At 68.0% G+C, this 13,456-nt stretch carries 15 protein-coding genes; all 15 read left to right on the top strand.

What is annotated here, in order from left to right:
- Positions 1-2: 2 nt before the first annotated feature.
- The gene (locus ACUTR7_RS14995; protein ID WP_096915347.1) at positions 3-473 is read left to right on the top strand and encodes a phage virion morphogenesis protein; all 471 of its coding nucleotides are present in this window, start codon (positions 3-5) and stop codon (positions 471-473) included.
- Between the two features lie 79 nt (positions 474-552).
- The gene (locus ACUTR7_RS14990; RefSeq protein ID WP_445609148.1) at positions 553-1,152 is read left to right on the top strand and encodes a phage baseplate assembly protein V; all 600 of its coding nucleotides are present in this window, start codon (positions 553-555) and stop codon (positions 1,150-1,152) included.
- The gene (locus ACUTR7_RS14985) at positions 1,152-1,505 is read left to right on the top strand and encodes a GPW/gp25 family protein (protein WP_445609147.1); all 354 of its coding nucleotides are present in this window, start codon (positions 1,152-1,154) and stop codon (positions 1,503-1,505) included. The genes ACUTR7_RS14990 and ACUTR7_RS14985 overlap by 1 nt, the downstream gene beginning before the upstream one ends.
- Positions 1,502-2,341, top strand: a complete 840-nt coding sequence (locus ACUTR7_RS14980) for a baseplate J/gp47 family protein (protein ID WP_096915344.1) — start codon at positions 1,502-1,504, stop codon at positions 2,339-2,341. The genes ACUTR7_RS14985 and ACUTR7_RS14980 overlap by 4 nt, the downstream gene beginning before the upstream one ends.
- 2 nt (positions 2,342-2,343) lie before the next feature.
- Positions 2,344-3,294 (top strand): phage tail protein, encoded by a 951-nt coding sequence (locus ACUTR7_RS14975; RefSeq protein ID WP_445609146.1) that lies wholly within the window; start codon positions 2,344-2,346, stop codon positions 3,292-3,294.
- A 3-nt stretch (positions 3,295-3,297) separates the two neighbouring features.
- Positions 3,298-3,789 (top strand): hypothetical protein, encoded by a 492-nt coding sequence (locus ACUTR7_RS14970; protein WP_252652968.1) that lies wholly within the window; start codon positions 3,298-3,300, stop codon positions 3,787-3,789.
- Between the two features lie 11 nt (positions 3,790-3,800).
- On the top strand, positions 3,801-6,953 hold the full coding sequence (locus ACUTR7_RS14965; RefSeq protein ID WP_445609145.1) for a DUF4815 domain-containing protein: 3,153 nt from the start codon (positions 3,801-3,803) through the stop codon (positions 6,951-6,953).
- 2 nt (positions 6,954-6,955) lie between these two features.
- Complete coding sequence (locus ACUTR7_RS14960; RefSeq protein ID WP_445609144.1) at positions 6,956-7,465, top strand: hypothetical protein; 510 nt, start codon at positions 6,956-6,958, stop codon at positions 7,463-7,465.
- Positions 7,462-7,917 carry a hypothetical protein gene (locus tag ACUTR7_RS14955; RefSeq protein ID WP_445609143.1) on the top strand — a complete coding sequence of 152 codons (456 nt, stop codon included), beginning with the start codon at positions 7,462-7,464 and terminating at the stop codon, positions 7,915-7,917. The genes ACUTR7_RS14960 and ACUTR7_RS14955 overlap by 4 nt, the downstream gene beginning before the upstream one ends.
- The gene (locus tag ACUTR7_RS14950) at positions 7,917-8,378 is read left to right on the top strand and encodes a hypothetical protein (RefSeq protein WP_445609142.1); all 462 of its coding nucleotides are present in this window, start codon (positions 7,917-7,919) and stop codon (positions 8,376-8,378) included. Before ACUTR7_RS14955 ends, ACUTR7_RS14950 begins: the two co-directional genes overlap by 1 nt.
- A gap of 160 nt (positions 8,379-8,538) precedes the next feature.
- A complete protein-coding gene (locus ACUTR7_RS14945) occupies positions 8,539-9,735 on the top strand; it encodes a phage tail sheath protein (RefSeq protein WP_445609141.1) in 1,197 nt (398 codons plus the stop codon).
- 36 nt (positions 9,736-9,771) lie between these two features.
- Positions 9,772-10,281 carry a phage major tail tube protein gene (locus ACUTR7_RS14940; RefSeq protein ID WP_445609140.1) on the top strand — a complete coding sequence of 170 codons (510 nt, stop codon included), beginning with the start codon at positions 9,772-9,774 and terminating at the stop codon, positions 10,279-10,281.
- A gap of 134 nt (positions 10,282-10,415) precedes the next feature.
- The gene (locus ACUTR7_RS14935) at positions 10,416-10,781 is read left to right on the top strand and encodes a phage tail assembly protein (protein ID WP_445609139.1); all 366 of its coding nucleotides are present in this window, start codon (positions 10,416-10,418) and stop codon (positions 10,779-10,781) included.
- Between the two features lie 8 nt (positions 10,782-10,789).
- Positions 10,790-10,915, top strand: a complete 126-nt coding sequence (locus ACUTR7_RS14930; RefSeq protein WP_016454096.1) for a GpE family phage tail protein — start codon at positions 10,790-10,792, stop codon at positions 10,913-10,915.
- On the top strand, positions 10,908-13,454 hold the full coding sequence (locus tag ACUTR7_RS14925; RefSeq protein WP_445609138.1) for a phage tail tape measure protein: 2,547 nt from the start codon (positions 10,908-10,910) through the stop codon (positions 13,452-13,454). Before ACUTR7_RS14930 ends, ACUTR7_RS14925 begins: the two co-directional genes overlap by 8 nt.
- The last annotated feature ends 2 nt before the right edge of the window (positions 13,455-13,456 follow it).

The raw sequence follows: 13,456 nt of genomic DNA, 5'->3' as shown, positions 1-13,456 counted from the left end.
CCATGGCCCAGGAACTCAAGGCCCTGGAGGATTGGGCCGGCGCCTTCCTCGAAAAGCTCAGCCCGCCTGAGCGCAAGCGCCTGGCCGCCCAGGTGGCGCGCAGCCTGCGCACCACCAACACGCGCCGCATGACGCAGCAGCAGGCGCCAGACGGCAGCCGCTGGGAAGCACGCAAGCCGCCACCGTCGCTCAAGGGCCGGCGCAAGCCCCGCTTTGAAACCAAGACCGGCCCCATGATGGCCAAGCTCAAGCGCGCCAAAGCCCTGCAGGCCAAGGGCCAGACAGACGGCGCCGTGGTCGAATTCCTGGGCCGTGCGCAGCGCGTGGCCCGCGTCCACCACTTCGGCGAAACGGACAACGTGAACCCCGGCCGAGGCCCGCGCTACGACTACCCGGCACGCGAGCTGCTGGGCTACGGAGACGAGGACCTGGACAAGCTGCGCACCCTGGTGCTACAGCACCTGAAACTCTAGATCGCCTCTCGGCGGTTGCACCGCCTGGCACCGGCCATGCTTGTGGCCTTCGCGCGCGTGCGTGGCCACCATGGGGGCCATGGAATCGCCCGTCGCACAAACCGAATCGCCCTACGAGGCCGCCCGCCGCCTGGAGAACCTGATCCGGCGCGGCACCGTGGCCGCCGTGCGGCTGGCCAGCCCGGCGCGCATCCGCGTCAAGGTGGGCGACAACACCACGGCATGGCTCCCCTGGCTGGCCCTGCGCGCTGGAGGCGCCCAGGGCGGGCGGCACTGGTCCCCGCCCGTGGTGGGCGAGCAGGCCGTGGTGCTGTGCCAGGGCGGCGACATGACCCAGGGCGTGGCCCTGGTGGGCCTGTACTCCGACGCCATGCCGCAGCCCAGCGACCAGCCGGAATGCGAGCGCATGGAGTGGGCGCAAGACAACTACCTGCAGTGGCTGCGCGGCGCCCTGGAAGTCCTCTGCCTTGAATCCATCACGCTGGACGTGGGGCAGGGCCAGTGCCGCGTGCACATGACGCCCGACAGCCTGCAGCTCAACGTGGGCAGAGCATCGTTCAGCATGACGGCCGGGGGCATCTCCACCAACGTGGACATCGTGGCCAAGGGAATCAGCCTTGTGGAGCATGTCCACGGCGGCGTGCGCACCGGCGACAGCAACACGGGGGCGCCGCGATGATGGACCGCAACACCGGCCGCGCCATCACCGAGGTGGAGCATCTGCGCCAGTCCATCGGCGACATCCTGGCCACGCCCATCGGCACGCGCGTCATGCGCCGCGACTACGGCTCGCTGGTGCCCGCGCTGGTGGACCAGCCCGACAACCGCACCACTGAAATCCGCCTGCTGTCTGCCGCATCCAGCGCCCTGATGCGCTGGGAGCCGCGCCTGGCGCTGCGGCAGATCCTCATCGAGCGTGACACCGACCAGCCCGGCCGCGCCACCCTCACCATCTGGGGCGACTACCTGAGCCCCGCCGCTGCCAAGGCCCGCGCCCTGCGCCTGGCCGTCACCATCGGGGGTGCCCCATGACCACCACCGACCTGGCAACCCTGCCGCCACCGGCCGTAGTGGAGCCCTTGGACTTCGAGGCCCTGGTGCGCGACATCAAGGCCGATGTGCTGGCCCGCTACCCCGAGGCCGCCGAAGTCCTGGCCCTGGAATCGGAACCAATGGTCAAGCTGCTGGAAGCCTTCGCCTACCGCGAAATGCTCTACCGCGCCCGCGTCAATGATGCCGCCCGCGCCCACCTGCTGGCCTTCGCCACGGGCGGCGACCTCGACCACCTGGCCGCCCTGTTCGGCGTGCAGCGCCTGGCCGGCGAAGACGACGAGCGCCTGCGCCTGCGCCTGCAGCTGCGCATTGCCGCGCTGGCCGGCCAGGGCACGCGGGAGCACTATGAATTCGTGGCCCTGTCCACCAGCCTGAACGTGCGCGGCGCCCACGCCATGCAGCCCGCGCCCGGCAGCGTGCATGTGGTCCTGTGGCTGCATGACGCGGGCCAGGACACCGTGCAGCAGGTGCGGGCCGCGCTGGACCATGAGGGCGCCCGCATGCTGGGCGTTGCCATGTCTGTGGGCCTGGCCAAGCCCCGCCCCATCAACGTGCGCGCCAGGATCTGGCGCACGGCCGGCGCATCGCCCACCCTGCTGGGCGACCTGGCCGCGCTGCTGGCCGCCAACATGGGCACCCAGGCCACCCTGGGCCGGCGCGTGGCGCGCAGCTGGATCACCAGCATCCTGCACGCCCCGGGCGTGGCAGCTGTGGACTACGTGGGCGACGACGCGCCACCGGCCAGCACCGTGCTGGCGGCCGACGAATACCCGGTGCCCGGCGCCGTGGACCTCACCGACGCGGGGGTGCTGTAGCCATGGCCACAGCCCCCACCGTGCGCCGCCACATCCTGCCGCCCCAGGTCACACCGCTGGAGCGCGCCGTGGACCAGGCCACCCCGCAGTGGGGCGACCTGGCCGACGCCGTGGAGCCGGCCAGCGTGCGCGGCAACGCGGCGTTTCAGCCCTGGATTGCCATGCAGTGGCAGGTGGCGCGCTTTGCGCCCTACTTCCCTGATCTGGGCGCCCTGCTCACCCACGCCCTGCCCTGGCTGCGCGAGCGCGGCAACGGGGCCGGCGTGCGCCGCGCCCTGGGCTGGCTGGGCTATGACACCCTGGCCCTGCGCATCGAGGAAGACGGCTACCTGCTGCACCTGGACCCGGGCCGCCTGGTGTCCGACGCCGACCTGCTGCACATCGCCCGCGTGGTGCGTGCCAGCATCCCGCTGCATGTGAGTTTCTATCGCGTCTATCACGGCGACGATGTGCGCGCGCTGCGCTATGACGGCTCGCGCTATGACGGCGCCCTCTGGGACAACGACAGCGGCGGCTGGGTGGAGCTGGACGGCGAGGACCCCGTGAAAGTAAGCCAGGCCGAGCGCCACACCACCGTCAGCCCGGCGCCGCTGCTGTCCGATGTGCTGCTCATGGCCCTGGGCCTGCGCCACACCGCCGTGACCTCGGCCGACGCCCTCACCTACGACGCATGGGCCTATGACAGCGAGATCATGCGCGACGTGTCCATGGGCAGCGCAGGCATCACCACCACCGAGGTGCCGCAGTACCAGCGATTCGTGCCCACCGTCATGGCAGCTGACGGCCACCTCTCTGTCAGCGCCTGGCCCGCACCCGACCCCATTGCATTCGGCGGCGGCCGTGCCTTTGCGCAGGCCCCCATTCCCCTGGACAACACGCGCACCTGGCGCGGCGCCTGGGACTCCGCAACCTGGGCCATCGTGTGCCCGACCATCACCACAAGACTGGACTGACCAATGGCAGCAGAACTGCAAGAAGAGGGCCGCATCGTGCTGGCCCAGGCCGTAGCGGCCATGACCATCCACATTGCCTACGGCCGGGGCCGGCCCGAGTGGGACGGCCAGGGCACGCCCCCTGCCGGCAGCGGCCAGACTGCGCTGGTCGATGAAATCGGCCGCCGCCTGGTCACGGAAAAGCTGTACGTGGTGCGCGACCCTGCCGGCACCATCGAGGCCCCGGGCGGCGACCGCTACAGCGTCAGCGCCGCACCCACGCGGCTGCTGCTGATCCGCACCACCTTTGCCTACGGCGAGGCCGTGGGCCAGCCCATCCGCGAGATGGCCGTAATCATGGGCACCGTCGTGGACCCCGCCGTGCCTGCGGGCCAGTATTACGTGGAGCCCGGCCAGATCACCCAGCCCGGCAAGCTCTACACCCTGGAGCGGCGCAATGCCGTGGTGCGCCCCGCGAACAAGCGCGACGTGGAAGAAATCATCCTGCCCTTCTGACCAGGCCCGCCATGACCGTCTACACCCGTTTCGACCCCACCAAGCGCTACAGCAAAATGCTGGTGCACCACGACCGCGTGGTGCAGTCCGCCGAAGCCAACGACCTGCAGGCCATGCAGGAGCACCGCCTGCGCGGCCTGATGGGCGTGCTGTTCAAGAGCGGCGACATCATCGGCGGCGCCATGTGCGTGACCGACATTGCCGCCAAGCTGGCCAAGATCGAGGCCGGGCGCCTGTACATCGACGCCGCCGTGCACGAGATCGAAGCCGCGCAGCTGGCCATCGCCACCGAGGGCACCGTCTATATCGGCGCCTACCTGCAGCGCGATGTCATCACCCATCTGGAAGACCCCAGCCTGAAAAACCCCGCCGTGGGCACGCGCGGCTGGGACGAACCCGGCGCCGACCGCGAGCGCATCACCCTGGTATGGGGCGTGAAGGATGACGGCACGCGCGGCGAATTCGTGCCCGTCTGGATGATCGAGGACGGCAACGTGCGGCCCAAGGAACCGCCACCCAACATCGACGCCGTCACCCAGGCCCTGGCCCGGTATGACGTGGAATCCACGGGCAGCAACTACGTCTCCAGCGGCCTGCAGCTGGTCCTGGGCGATGACCTGGCCGGCGGCGAGCAGGTCTACACCCTCAAGGCGGGCGCCGCGCGCATCAACGGCCTGGCCCTGCGCCTGGGCGCCGACCGGCGCATCGTCTACGCGGCCCAGCCCGATGTGCAGTGGATCGACAGCGAGCCCCACGCCAGCCTCACCGAAGCGCTGCAAACCATCACCCTGGACCGCTGGCCCGCCGTGGGCGCCGTGCAGGCGCGCATCACCGTGCGCCGCAATGTCAACGTGGTGCACGGCGGTTTCATCGGCGCGGCCGACCCGCTGCCCGATAACTCCGTGATCGAGGTGGAGGAAGTCAAGCAGGGCGCCACCGTCTACGCCCAGGGCACCAGCTGGCAGCTGGTGGCCGGGCAGATCGACTGGAGCCCGGCCGGCGCCGAGCCCGCGCCGGGCACCACCTACCAGGTGCGCTACAAATGCAACATCGTGGCCGAGGTCAAGAACCAGACCGAGCGCAGTTTTCAGGTGCAGGGCGCCCTGCCCGGCACCCAGGTGCTGGCCTCGTACAACTTCGCGCTGCGCCGCTATGACCGCCTCATCCTGGATGCGGACGGCGTGCCGCAGTGGGTCACTGGCGTGTCTTCGGCCTTCAATCCCTTGAAGCCCCGCACGCCGGCCGGATGCCTGAGCATCGCCACCGTCTACCAGCCCTGGACCGATGAGCGCCGCGTCATTGACGAGCGCGTGCAGATGGTGTCCATGGAGTCCCAGAATCGCGCCATCGAGCGCATGAACGGTTTCGAGGTGGCACTGGCCACCATGAGCCTGGCCGTGGACGTGTCCGGCCGCTGGTCCGGCGTGCAAAAGGGCCGCTTTGCCGACCCCATGCTGAACAACAGCATGCGCGACATGGGCACGGCCCAGACCGGCGCCATTGCCAACGGCGCGCTGCAGCTGCCCATCAGCATCACCGCCTATCCGCTGGGCGTGGACATCACCCAGCGCACCACCGTGCAGGCGACCACCGTGGCCGCCATCAGCCAGCCGCTGCGCAGCGGCGCCATGAAGGTCAACCCCTATGACGCCTTCGGCATCGCTCCCAGCCTGGTGGAGCTGATGCCCTCCGTGGACCGCTGGACCGAAACCACGGCCGCCTACATCTCGCCCACCGAGGAAAAGTTCTACACCAAGATTGGCGGGGGGCTGCTGCAACGGGAAAGCGGCCGCGAGATCGTGGAAGTGGTGACTGGCGAAACCAGCCACGCCCTGGAATTCCTGCGCACCATCCCCGTGGAATTCGTCTGCCACTTCGGCCCCGGGGAGACGCTGCAAAGCGTGAAATTCGCGGGCCTGGACGTGGCCGCCACGCCGCTGGCCGGTGGCACCCTGGTGGCCGATGCCGCTGGCCTGCTGCGCGGCAAATTCACCGTGCCCGCCAACCTGCCGGCCGGCACCAAGGATGTGGAATTCAAGGGCACGGGCGGCAGCTACGGCACCACGCAATTCACGGGAGAGGGCACCCTCATCGAAAAGCAGCTGCAGCAGGTCACGCGCATATGGATCGAGAAATACGACCCCCTGGCGCAGACCTTCACACTCGCCCAGACCCGCCAGGCCCTGGGCTTCAAATTCTGGGCCACCGCCGTGGGCGGCCCGCTGCAGGTGCAGCTGCGCGAAGTGGACAACGGTTACCCCACCCAGCGCATCCTGGCCGAATGCCACCTCAAGGCCGAGCAGATCAAGACCGATGGCACGCCCACTATCGCCACCTGGCAGCCCACGCTGCTGGACGCCGGCCGCGAATACTGCGCCGTGGTCCTGGCCAACGACGCCACCAGCGCCCTGGCCGTGGCCGAGCTGGGGCAGTGGGACATCACCGGGCAGCAGTGGATCACCACCCAGCCCTATACGGTGGGCGTGCTGCTGTCCAGCTCCAACGCATCCACCTGGACCGCGCACCAAACCCAGGATCTGGCCTTCGAGCTGCTGGTGGCCGAGTACACGGGCGCCACCAGCGCGCTGGACCTGGGCCATGCCGATGTGGTGGCCGCCTCTGACCTCATGGTGTCCGCCTTTGCGCATGAGCCCGCCGTGGGCGCCGGCTGCACCTTCGAGCTGGAAACCACCGTCGCCGGCAAAACCGTGATCCACAGCGTGGCCCCTGGCCAGGTCAAGCAGCTGACCGAGCGCTACACGGGCCGCGTCAAGGTCCGCGCCCTGCTGCACTGCACGCGCGAACTGGCCGCCGCGCTGGAGCCCGGCGTCACCCTGCTGGCCGGCAGCCTGCAGGCCAATGGCGACTATGTGGGCGCCTGGATCAACGCAGACGCCACGCGGGCCAGCTCGCTGCGCGTGGTGCTCAACGCCACCCTGCCGGGCGGCAGCGGCGTGCTGGTGCAGTACCAGACCGAGGGCAGCAACACCTGGGCCGATGTGCCCTACAAATCCACCAGCCACCCCACGGCCGGCGCGCTGGAAAACACCTATCAGAAAGACGGCATCCAAAGCGCCCGCGTGCGTGTGCGCCTGGCCATCACGGGCGACCTCAACGCGCGCCCCACCGCCACCCACCTGCGCGCCGTGGTGCTGGAGTCCTGACCATGGCAGAGCAACAGACCCCCGGCTACGGCCTGCCGTTGCCTGATCCCGAGAACCAGCTGGAGCAGGACGTGCTGCGCCTGATCGACACCATCCAGCAACTGGACGGCGAGCTGCAGCGCATCGACCAGGCCGTGGCCGCCCGCGCCATCGCCACCGAGGTGCAGGCCGGCCTGCAGGCCCTGCAGCAAAGCATCAACGGCCTGACCACGGGCAAGGTGGCCAGCATCAACGGCCAGACCGGCGTGGCTGTCACCCTCAAGCCCGAGCACCTGGCGCTGGGGCCGGCCAACGGTCCCACGCAGGCCACCATCACCTATGACGGCACCGGCCGCGTCTCCAGCATCGTGGAGACGCGCGACGGCCAGCCCGCCACCACCACCATGGCCTACAACGGCGACGGCACCGTGGCCCGCGTCACCACGCTATACAAGAACCGCACCCGCACCGAAACCTATGCCTATGCGGGCGGCCAAGTCAGCGGCATTACTGCAACGGAGGTGCAGACGTGAGCAGCCTAGATCCCATCATTAGCGCCGACCTGGTGAGGGCACGCGCCGAACTGGCCGCCGTCAGCACGGCGCTGGCAAGTGCGCGCGGCGATATCACATGGATAGCCAACAATCTGGGCGCCACGCGCAGCGAGCTGGCGGCGGCGCGCAATGAAATTGCGGCGGGCGCGGCCAGCAGTCCCATCAAGAATGTCCAGCGTGGCGTGGGCCACATATCGAAGATCTCGAGCACAGGCATTAAATCCTTCACCCTGGCCATCGCCGCAGTCAACCCCGCGAAGTGCGCCATCAGCCTGCTGGGCGTGGAGGGGGTGTTTGCCGGTAACCGCCGGGATGGGTTGTTGCGGCTATCCAGTGCCAGCACCCTGGAATTCTGGATGACTGACTATCTCTACAACCAGCCCGACCACACGGACGTGCGTTTTTCCTGGGAAGTCGTGGAGTACAAATAATGCCCAACTACGTGCAGATCGATGACCACGGCATGGCGGTGGCCATGACCCAAAGCGATGCCCCCATACAAGCGCCCAACATGGTGGAGATGCCGGAGTTTCGTCCCGAGCTGCTGGGCATGCGCTGGACCGGCACCCATTGGGCCGAAGTGCCGCGCGAGCCCGAGCCGGTGCAGCGCCGCATCACCCCGCTGGCCTTTCGCCGCCGCTTCACCGCAGCCGAGCGCGCCGCCATCGAATGGGCCGCCGTTGACCGCGCCGATGCGGACCAGCAGGAGCGCATGCAGGCCGCTCAGCTGCGTAGCAACCTCAAGGACCAGGAGCTGGCCAGCTACATCGACCTGGACGACCCCGATGTGGCGGCCGGCGTGCAGCTGCTGGAAACCGTGGGCCTGATCGCTGACGGCCGCGCGCTGCAGATCACGGACACGCCGCCGCGCCCGGACGAACTGCCGGCCTGACCTGGCCGCGCCACTACGACGAGCCCGCCACCCTGGCGGGCTTTGTCTTTCTGGGTAGCAGGCTCTGGCACCGCGCCCATTGCTGGCCGCCTACGCGCGGGCGGGGGAACATGCAGACACACACCGCACACCCACCGAACACCTGCAGGAGCCCATCACCATGTCACTCGCCGGCTACCACCACGGCGTGCGCGTCTCGGAAGTCAACACCGGGACCACCACGCTGCGCATTGTCTCCACGGCCGTCATCGGCCTGGTGGCCACCGGCCCCGGGGCCGACCCCACCAAATTCCCGTTGGATACGCCTGTTCTCTTCACCAACATCGAGAAGGCGCTGGACGCGGCCGGCACCACCGGCACCTTGCCCGAGGCCTTGAAGGCCATCAAGGACCAGGCCCGCCCCGTGCTCGTCATCGTCCGCGTGCCCTTGGGCGCAGGTGCCACGCCAGAAGAGGCCGAGGCCGACCAGACCAGCCTGGTCATTGGCGACAACGTGGGCGGCAAGCGCTCCGGCATTCAGGCCCTGCTCACCGCGCAGCAGCAGCTGGGCGTCAAGCCCCGCATCCTGGGCGCGCCGGGCCTGGACTCCAAGCCCGTGGCCGATGCGCTCACGGCCGCCGCCATCAAGCTGCGCGCCATGGCCTACGTGCAGGGCTACGGCGCAGACGATGTGAGCGAGGCGCTGGCCTATGGAGAGACTTTCGGCGCACGGGAAACCATGGTCATCTGGCCCGACTTCAAGGCCTGGAGCACCACCACAAACGCGGCCACCAACGTGCCGGCCGTGGCCTATGCGCTGGGCCTGCGTGCCCGCATCGACGTGGAGCAGGGTTGGCACAAGACCCTCTCCAACGTGCCGCTCAATGGCCCGGTTGGCATCAGCAAGGACGTGCATTTCGACCTGCAAAGCTCGGAGACGGACGCGAACATTCTCAATGAGGGCAACGTCACCACTCTGATCAACAACCAGGGCTACCGCTTCTGGGGCTCGCGCACCTGCAGCACGGACGAACTGTTCCGCTTCGAGTCCGCAACCCGCACCGCCCAGGTGCTGGCCGACACCGTGGCAGAAGGCCATTTCGCCTTCATCGACAAGCCTCTGCACCCCAGCCTGGTGAAAGACATCGTGGAAGGCATCAATGCCAAGTTCCGCGAACTCAAGGCCCTGGGCTACATCCTCGACGGCCGCGCCTGGTTTGACGTAGAGGTCAACACCACCGAAGCCCTCAAGGCCGGCAAGCTGGTCATTGACTACGACTACACGCCCGTGCCGCCGCTGGAAGACCTGGGATTCCGCCAGCGCATCACCGACAAGTATTTCGGCGACTTCGCCATGCGCGTGGGCACCGGCCAGTAAGCCCGGCCGCATTCCAGCACACAGGAGATCCACACCATGGGACTGCCCCGCAAACTCAAGAATTTCGCCACCTTCATCGACGGCGAGAACTACATGGGCGAAATGCCCGAAGTCACCCTGCCCACCCTCACCCGCAAGCTGGAGGAATACCGTTCGGGCGGCATGAACGGCCCCATTGATCTGGACATGGGCCAGGACAAGATGGAAGCCGAACTCAAGGCCGCCGGCTACATGAAGGGCCTCATGAAGCAATGGGGTGCCGCCAAGCACGACGCCGTGATGCTGCGCTTTGCCGGCGCCCTGCAGACCGATGACAGCGAGGGCGTGCAGGCCGTTGAAGTCGTCATGCGTGGCCGCCTGACCGAGCGCGACCCCGGCAGCTCCAAGGCTGGCGACATGGTGGAGCAGACCTTCAAGTATTCGCTCAGTTACTACAAGGAAGTGCTGGACGGCGAAACCATCCTCGAAATCGACTTCGTGAACCTGGTCGAGAAGGTCCACGGCGAGGACCGCATGGCCCAGACCCGCACCGCCCTGGGCATCTGACGGCCCGCGCCCGCAAACAGTTTTCCTTCCCCTCTCGTCTGTCTCCGGCCGCATGGGAAACGGCCCTTCGCGCCGGCCTGGGCCACTACCTTGGCCGGCGCTTTTTTTCATCACAACCAACCACCGAGGCACCTATGGACCCCCAAGCCAAGACCACCGAAACCACCACCAGCCCCAAGACCGTGCAGGTCAATGTCACGCTGGAAACACCGATCCCGCGCGGCAGCGGCGTCATCGACGTGGTAACGCTGCGCAAGCCCCTGGCCGGCGCACTGCGCGGCATCAACCTGGCCGAGCTGCTGACCCTGCGAGCCGAGTCGGTCATGCTGCTGCTGCCGCGCATCACCACCCCCACCCTCACGCGGGAAGACGTTGCGACCATGGACTCCGTGGACCTGGTGGCCTGCGCTACGGAGGTGGTCAATTTTTTGGTGCCGGCGCGGCAGCTGGAGACGGTCAAGGCCAATCAGGCGATGGCCATGGAATCCCTGAGCGTGTAGAGGACGCCATGGCGGACGTGGCTGCCATCTTCCATTGGCGGCCGGCCGACATGGACCCCATGGACCTGGCCGAGCTGATGCACTGGCGCGCCCTGGCTGTAGACCGCTTCCAACAGATGAACAAGCATGGATAAGCTCAAGCTGCAGGTACTGCTGGACCTGGCCGACCGGGTATCAGCACCGCTCAAGCGCATAGGCGCGGGCGCCAAGTCCGTGGGCGAGGACGTGAGCGGCGCGCAGGACGCGCTGCGCAAGCTCCAGCAGCAGCAGGCCGCCGTGGGCAAGATGCGCTCCATGCAGGAGCGCCTGCAGGAGACGCAGCAGCGCATGGCCGCGCTCAAGGCGGGCAAGGCCGCGCTGGGTGCCGAGATGCAAAAGGGCGGCCCCACCGCCCAGGCCCTGGGTGCGCAATACCGCAAGACCACCGAGGAACTGCAAAAACTCTCGGCCGCCCATGAGCGGCAAATTGACCAGGCCAAGCGCCTGCGCGCCGGGCTCAGCGGCATGGGCATCACAAACGTGGCCCAGGCAGAAGGCAAGCTGCGCGAGGCCATCGACCGCACCACCAAGGCCCTGGAACGTCAGCGCAAGGCGCAGGAGCTGACCAACAAGCACCGCGCCGCCGTGGACGCCAACAAGGCCGCCCGGGGTGATGCGCGCGGCGCTCTGTTTGACGGCGCCGCCATGGCTGCATCCCTGGCCGCGCCCTTGAAGATGGCCGTTGACTTCGAGTCGTCCATGGCCGATGTGGACAAGGTCATGGACCTGGACAAAAGCGGCCTTGAGCGCATGTCCCAAAGCGCCATTGATCTGTCCAAGCGCCTGCCCATGGCGGCCAAGGACATCGCCCAGATCATGGCCCTGGGCGGACAGTCCGGCCTGGACGAAAAGCAGCTGCTGGGTGGCGACGGACAGGTGGGCTTTGTAGAGCACGCCGTGAAGATGGGCACGGCCTTTGGCATGACGGCCGAAGAGTCAGGCGAGGCCATGGCCAAGATGAAATCTGCCTTCGGCATGTCCATCCCGGAAGTGGCCACGCTCACCGACAAAATCAACCTGCTGGGCAACACGGGCGCGGCCAACGAAAAGCAGATCCTCAACATCGTTACGCGCGTTGGGCCGCTGGGCGGCGTGGCAGGCGTGGCGGCCGGGGGCATTGCGGCCCTGGGCTCCACGCTGGCGGGCATGGGCGTGCAGGAGGAAGTGGCGGCCACGGGCGTGCAAAACCTGATGCTTGCCCTGGTGGCAGGCGAAAGCGCCACCAAGAGCCAGCGCGAGGGCCTGCAGGCCCTGGGCCTGGACGCCGTGGAAGTGGCCAAGAGCATGCAGCAGGACGCCACGGCCACGATGATGAACGTCTTCGACAAGGTGCGCGGGCTGGAGAAATACCAGCAGGCCGCCGCCCTGCAAACGCTCTTCGGCAAGGAATCCATCAAGGCCATTGCGCCCCTGCTCAGCCAGCTGGACACGCTCAAAGAAAACTTCGAGAAGGTCACGGACGAAAGCAAGTACGGCGGCGCCGTGAATGCGGAGTACGAAAAGCGCGCAGCGACCACGGCCAACCGCCTGAAACTGGCCAGCAACCAGGCGGCGGCCATGGGCATCTCCCTGGGCAACATCCTGCTGCCATCGCTCAATGACGGGCTCACCATGCTGACGCCCTGGATGGAGCGCCTGTCTGCACTCACCCAGGCCTTTCCCGGTGTCACGCGCGCCGTGGTCCTCTTGGTGGCCGCCCTGGTGCTGGGCAAGGTGGTGGCCATTGCAGCGGGCTACGGATTCGCGCTGATCAAGGGCGCCCTGCTCACCGTGCGCGGCGTGCTGATTGCGGCGCGCATGGCCTGGATTTTGCAGACCGGCGCCATGGTGGCCAGCATGGTCATCAGCCGCACCGCAGCGCTGGCCAGCAAGGCATTTGCCGCAGCGCAGTGGCTGGTCAATGCAGCCCTGGCGGCCAACCCCATTGGCATCGTCATCCTGGCCCTGGTGGCCCTGGCCGCTGCGGCATACCTCATCGTCACGCGCTGGGAAGAGATCAAGGCCGGCGCCCTGGCGCTGTGGGAAAGCCTCAAGGGCATGGCCGGCAACTTTGTGCAGATTGGCGGCCAGATGATTGACGGCCTCATCAGCGGCGTGACCGCCAAACTCACCGCACTCAAGGACACCGTGGTGGGCGCCGCCACATCCGTGGGCCAGTGGTTCAAGGAAACGCTGGGCATTGCGAGCCCGAGCCGCGTATTCATGGAATACGGCGGCTGGGTGTCCGAGGGCGCGGCCCTGGGCATCCAGAAGGGCCAGGGCCTGGCCGCAGCGGCGGCCGTGGGCCTGGCCGGCGCCACCGCCGCGCCCATGGCTGCAGCTGGCACCGACGCGCTGGCCGCTGCCCAGGCACTGCCCATGGCTGTGGCCATGCCGGCCATGGCTGACATGCCTGCGGCATTCGCTGCGCCCGCGCCGCTGATGGCGCCCAGCGGCAGCGCCCTGGGACGTGGCAATGCGGCCGGCGCGGGCGCACCCATGGCAGCGCCCAGCGGCCCCATCACCATCACCATTCATGCCGCGCCCGGCATGGATCCAAAAGACATAGCCCGCGCCGTGGCTGCTGAGCTGGACAAGCGCGACCGCGCCAACAAATCCCGCGTGCTCAGCCAGCTCAGCGACACCGAGGGATAAAG

It is taken from the genome of Delftia sp. NA_296.1, assembly GCF_052692095.1.
The sequence above is the reverse complement of the archived record's forward strand: the minus strand, read 5'-3'. Positions and strand labels throughout refer to the sequence as shown.

What these genes read in the sequence shown, in the direction of transcription:
- ACUTR7_RS14935 (WP_445609139.1), top strand. Translation starts at nt 10,416, where the DNA reads ATGGACCCCCAAGCCAAGACCACCGAAACCACCACCAGCCCCAAGACC.
- ACUTR7_RS14945 (WP_445609141.1), top strand. Translation starts at nt 8,539, where the DNA reads ATGTCACTCGCCGGCTACCACCACGGCGTGCGCGTCTCGGAAGTCAAC.
- ACUTR7_RS14995 (WP_096915347.1), top strand. Translation starts at nt 3, where the DNA reads ATGGCCCAGGAACTCAAGGCCCTGGAGGATTGGGCCGGCGCCTTCCTC.
- ACUTR7_RS14940 (WP_445609140.1), top strand. Translation starts at nt 9,772, where the DNA reads ATGGGACTGCCCCGCAAACTCAAGAATTTCGCCACCTTCATCGACGGC.
- ACUTR7_RS14930 (WP_016454096.1), top strand. Translation starts at nt 10,790, where the DNA reads ATGGCGGACGTGGCTGCCATCTTCCATTGGCGGCCGGCCGACATGGAC.
- ACUTR7_RS14970 (WP_252652968.1), top strand. Translation starts at nt 3,298, where the DNA reads ATGGCAGCAGAACTGCAAGAAGAGGGCCGCATCGTGCTGGCCCAGGCC.
- ACUTR7_RS14950 (WP_445609142.1), top strand. Translation starts at nt 7,917, where the DNA reads ATGCCCAACTACGTGCAGATCGATGACCACGGCATGGCGGTGGCCATG.
- ACUTR7_RS14960 (WP_445609144.1), top strand. Translation starts at nt 6,956, where the DNA reads ATGGCAGAGCAACAGACCCCCGGCTACGGCCTGCCGTTGCCTGATCCC.
- ACUTR7_RS14975 (WP_445609146.1), top strand. Translation starts at nt 2,344, where the DNA reads ATGGCCACAGCCCCCACCGTGCGCCGCCACATCCTGCCGCCCCAGGTC.
- ACUTR7_RS14965 (WP_445609145.1), top strand. Translation starts at nt 3,801, where the DNA reads ATGACCGTCTACACCCGTTTCGACCCCACCAAGCGCTACAGCAAAATG.
- ACUTR7_RS14980 (WP_096915344.1), top strand. Translation starts at nt 1,502, where the DNA reads ATGACCACCACCGACCTGGCAACCCTGCCGCCACCGGCCGTAGTGGAG.
- ACUTR7_RS14925 (WP_445609138.1), top strand. Translation starts at nt 10,908, where the DNA reads ATGGATAAGCTCAAGCTGCAGGTACTGCTGGACCTGGCCGACCGGGTA.
- ACUTR7_RS14985 (WP_445609147.1), top strand. Translation starts at nt 1,152, where the DNA reads ATGGACCGCAACACCGGCCGCGCCATCACCGAGGTGGAGCATCTGCGC.
- ACUTR7_RS14990 (WP_445609148.1), top strand. Translation starts at nt 553, where the DNA reads ATGGAATCGCCCGTCGCACAAACCGAATCGCCCTACGAGGCCGCCCGC.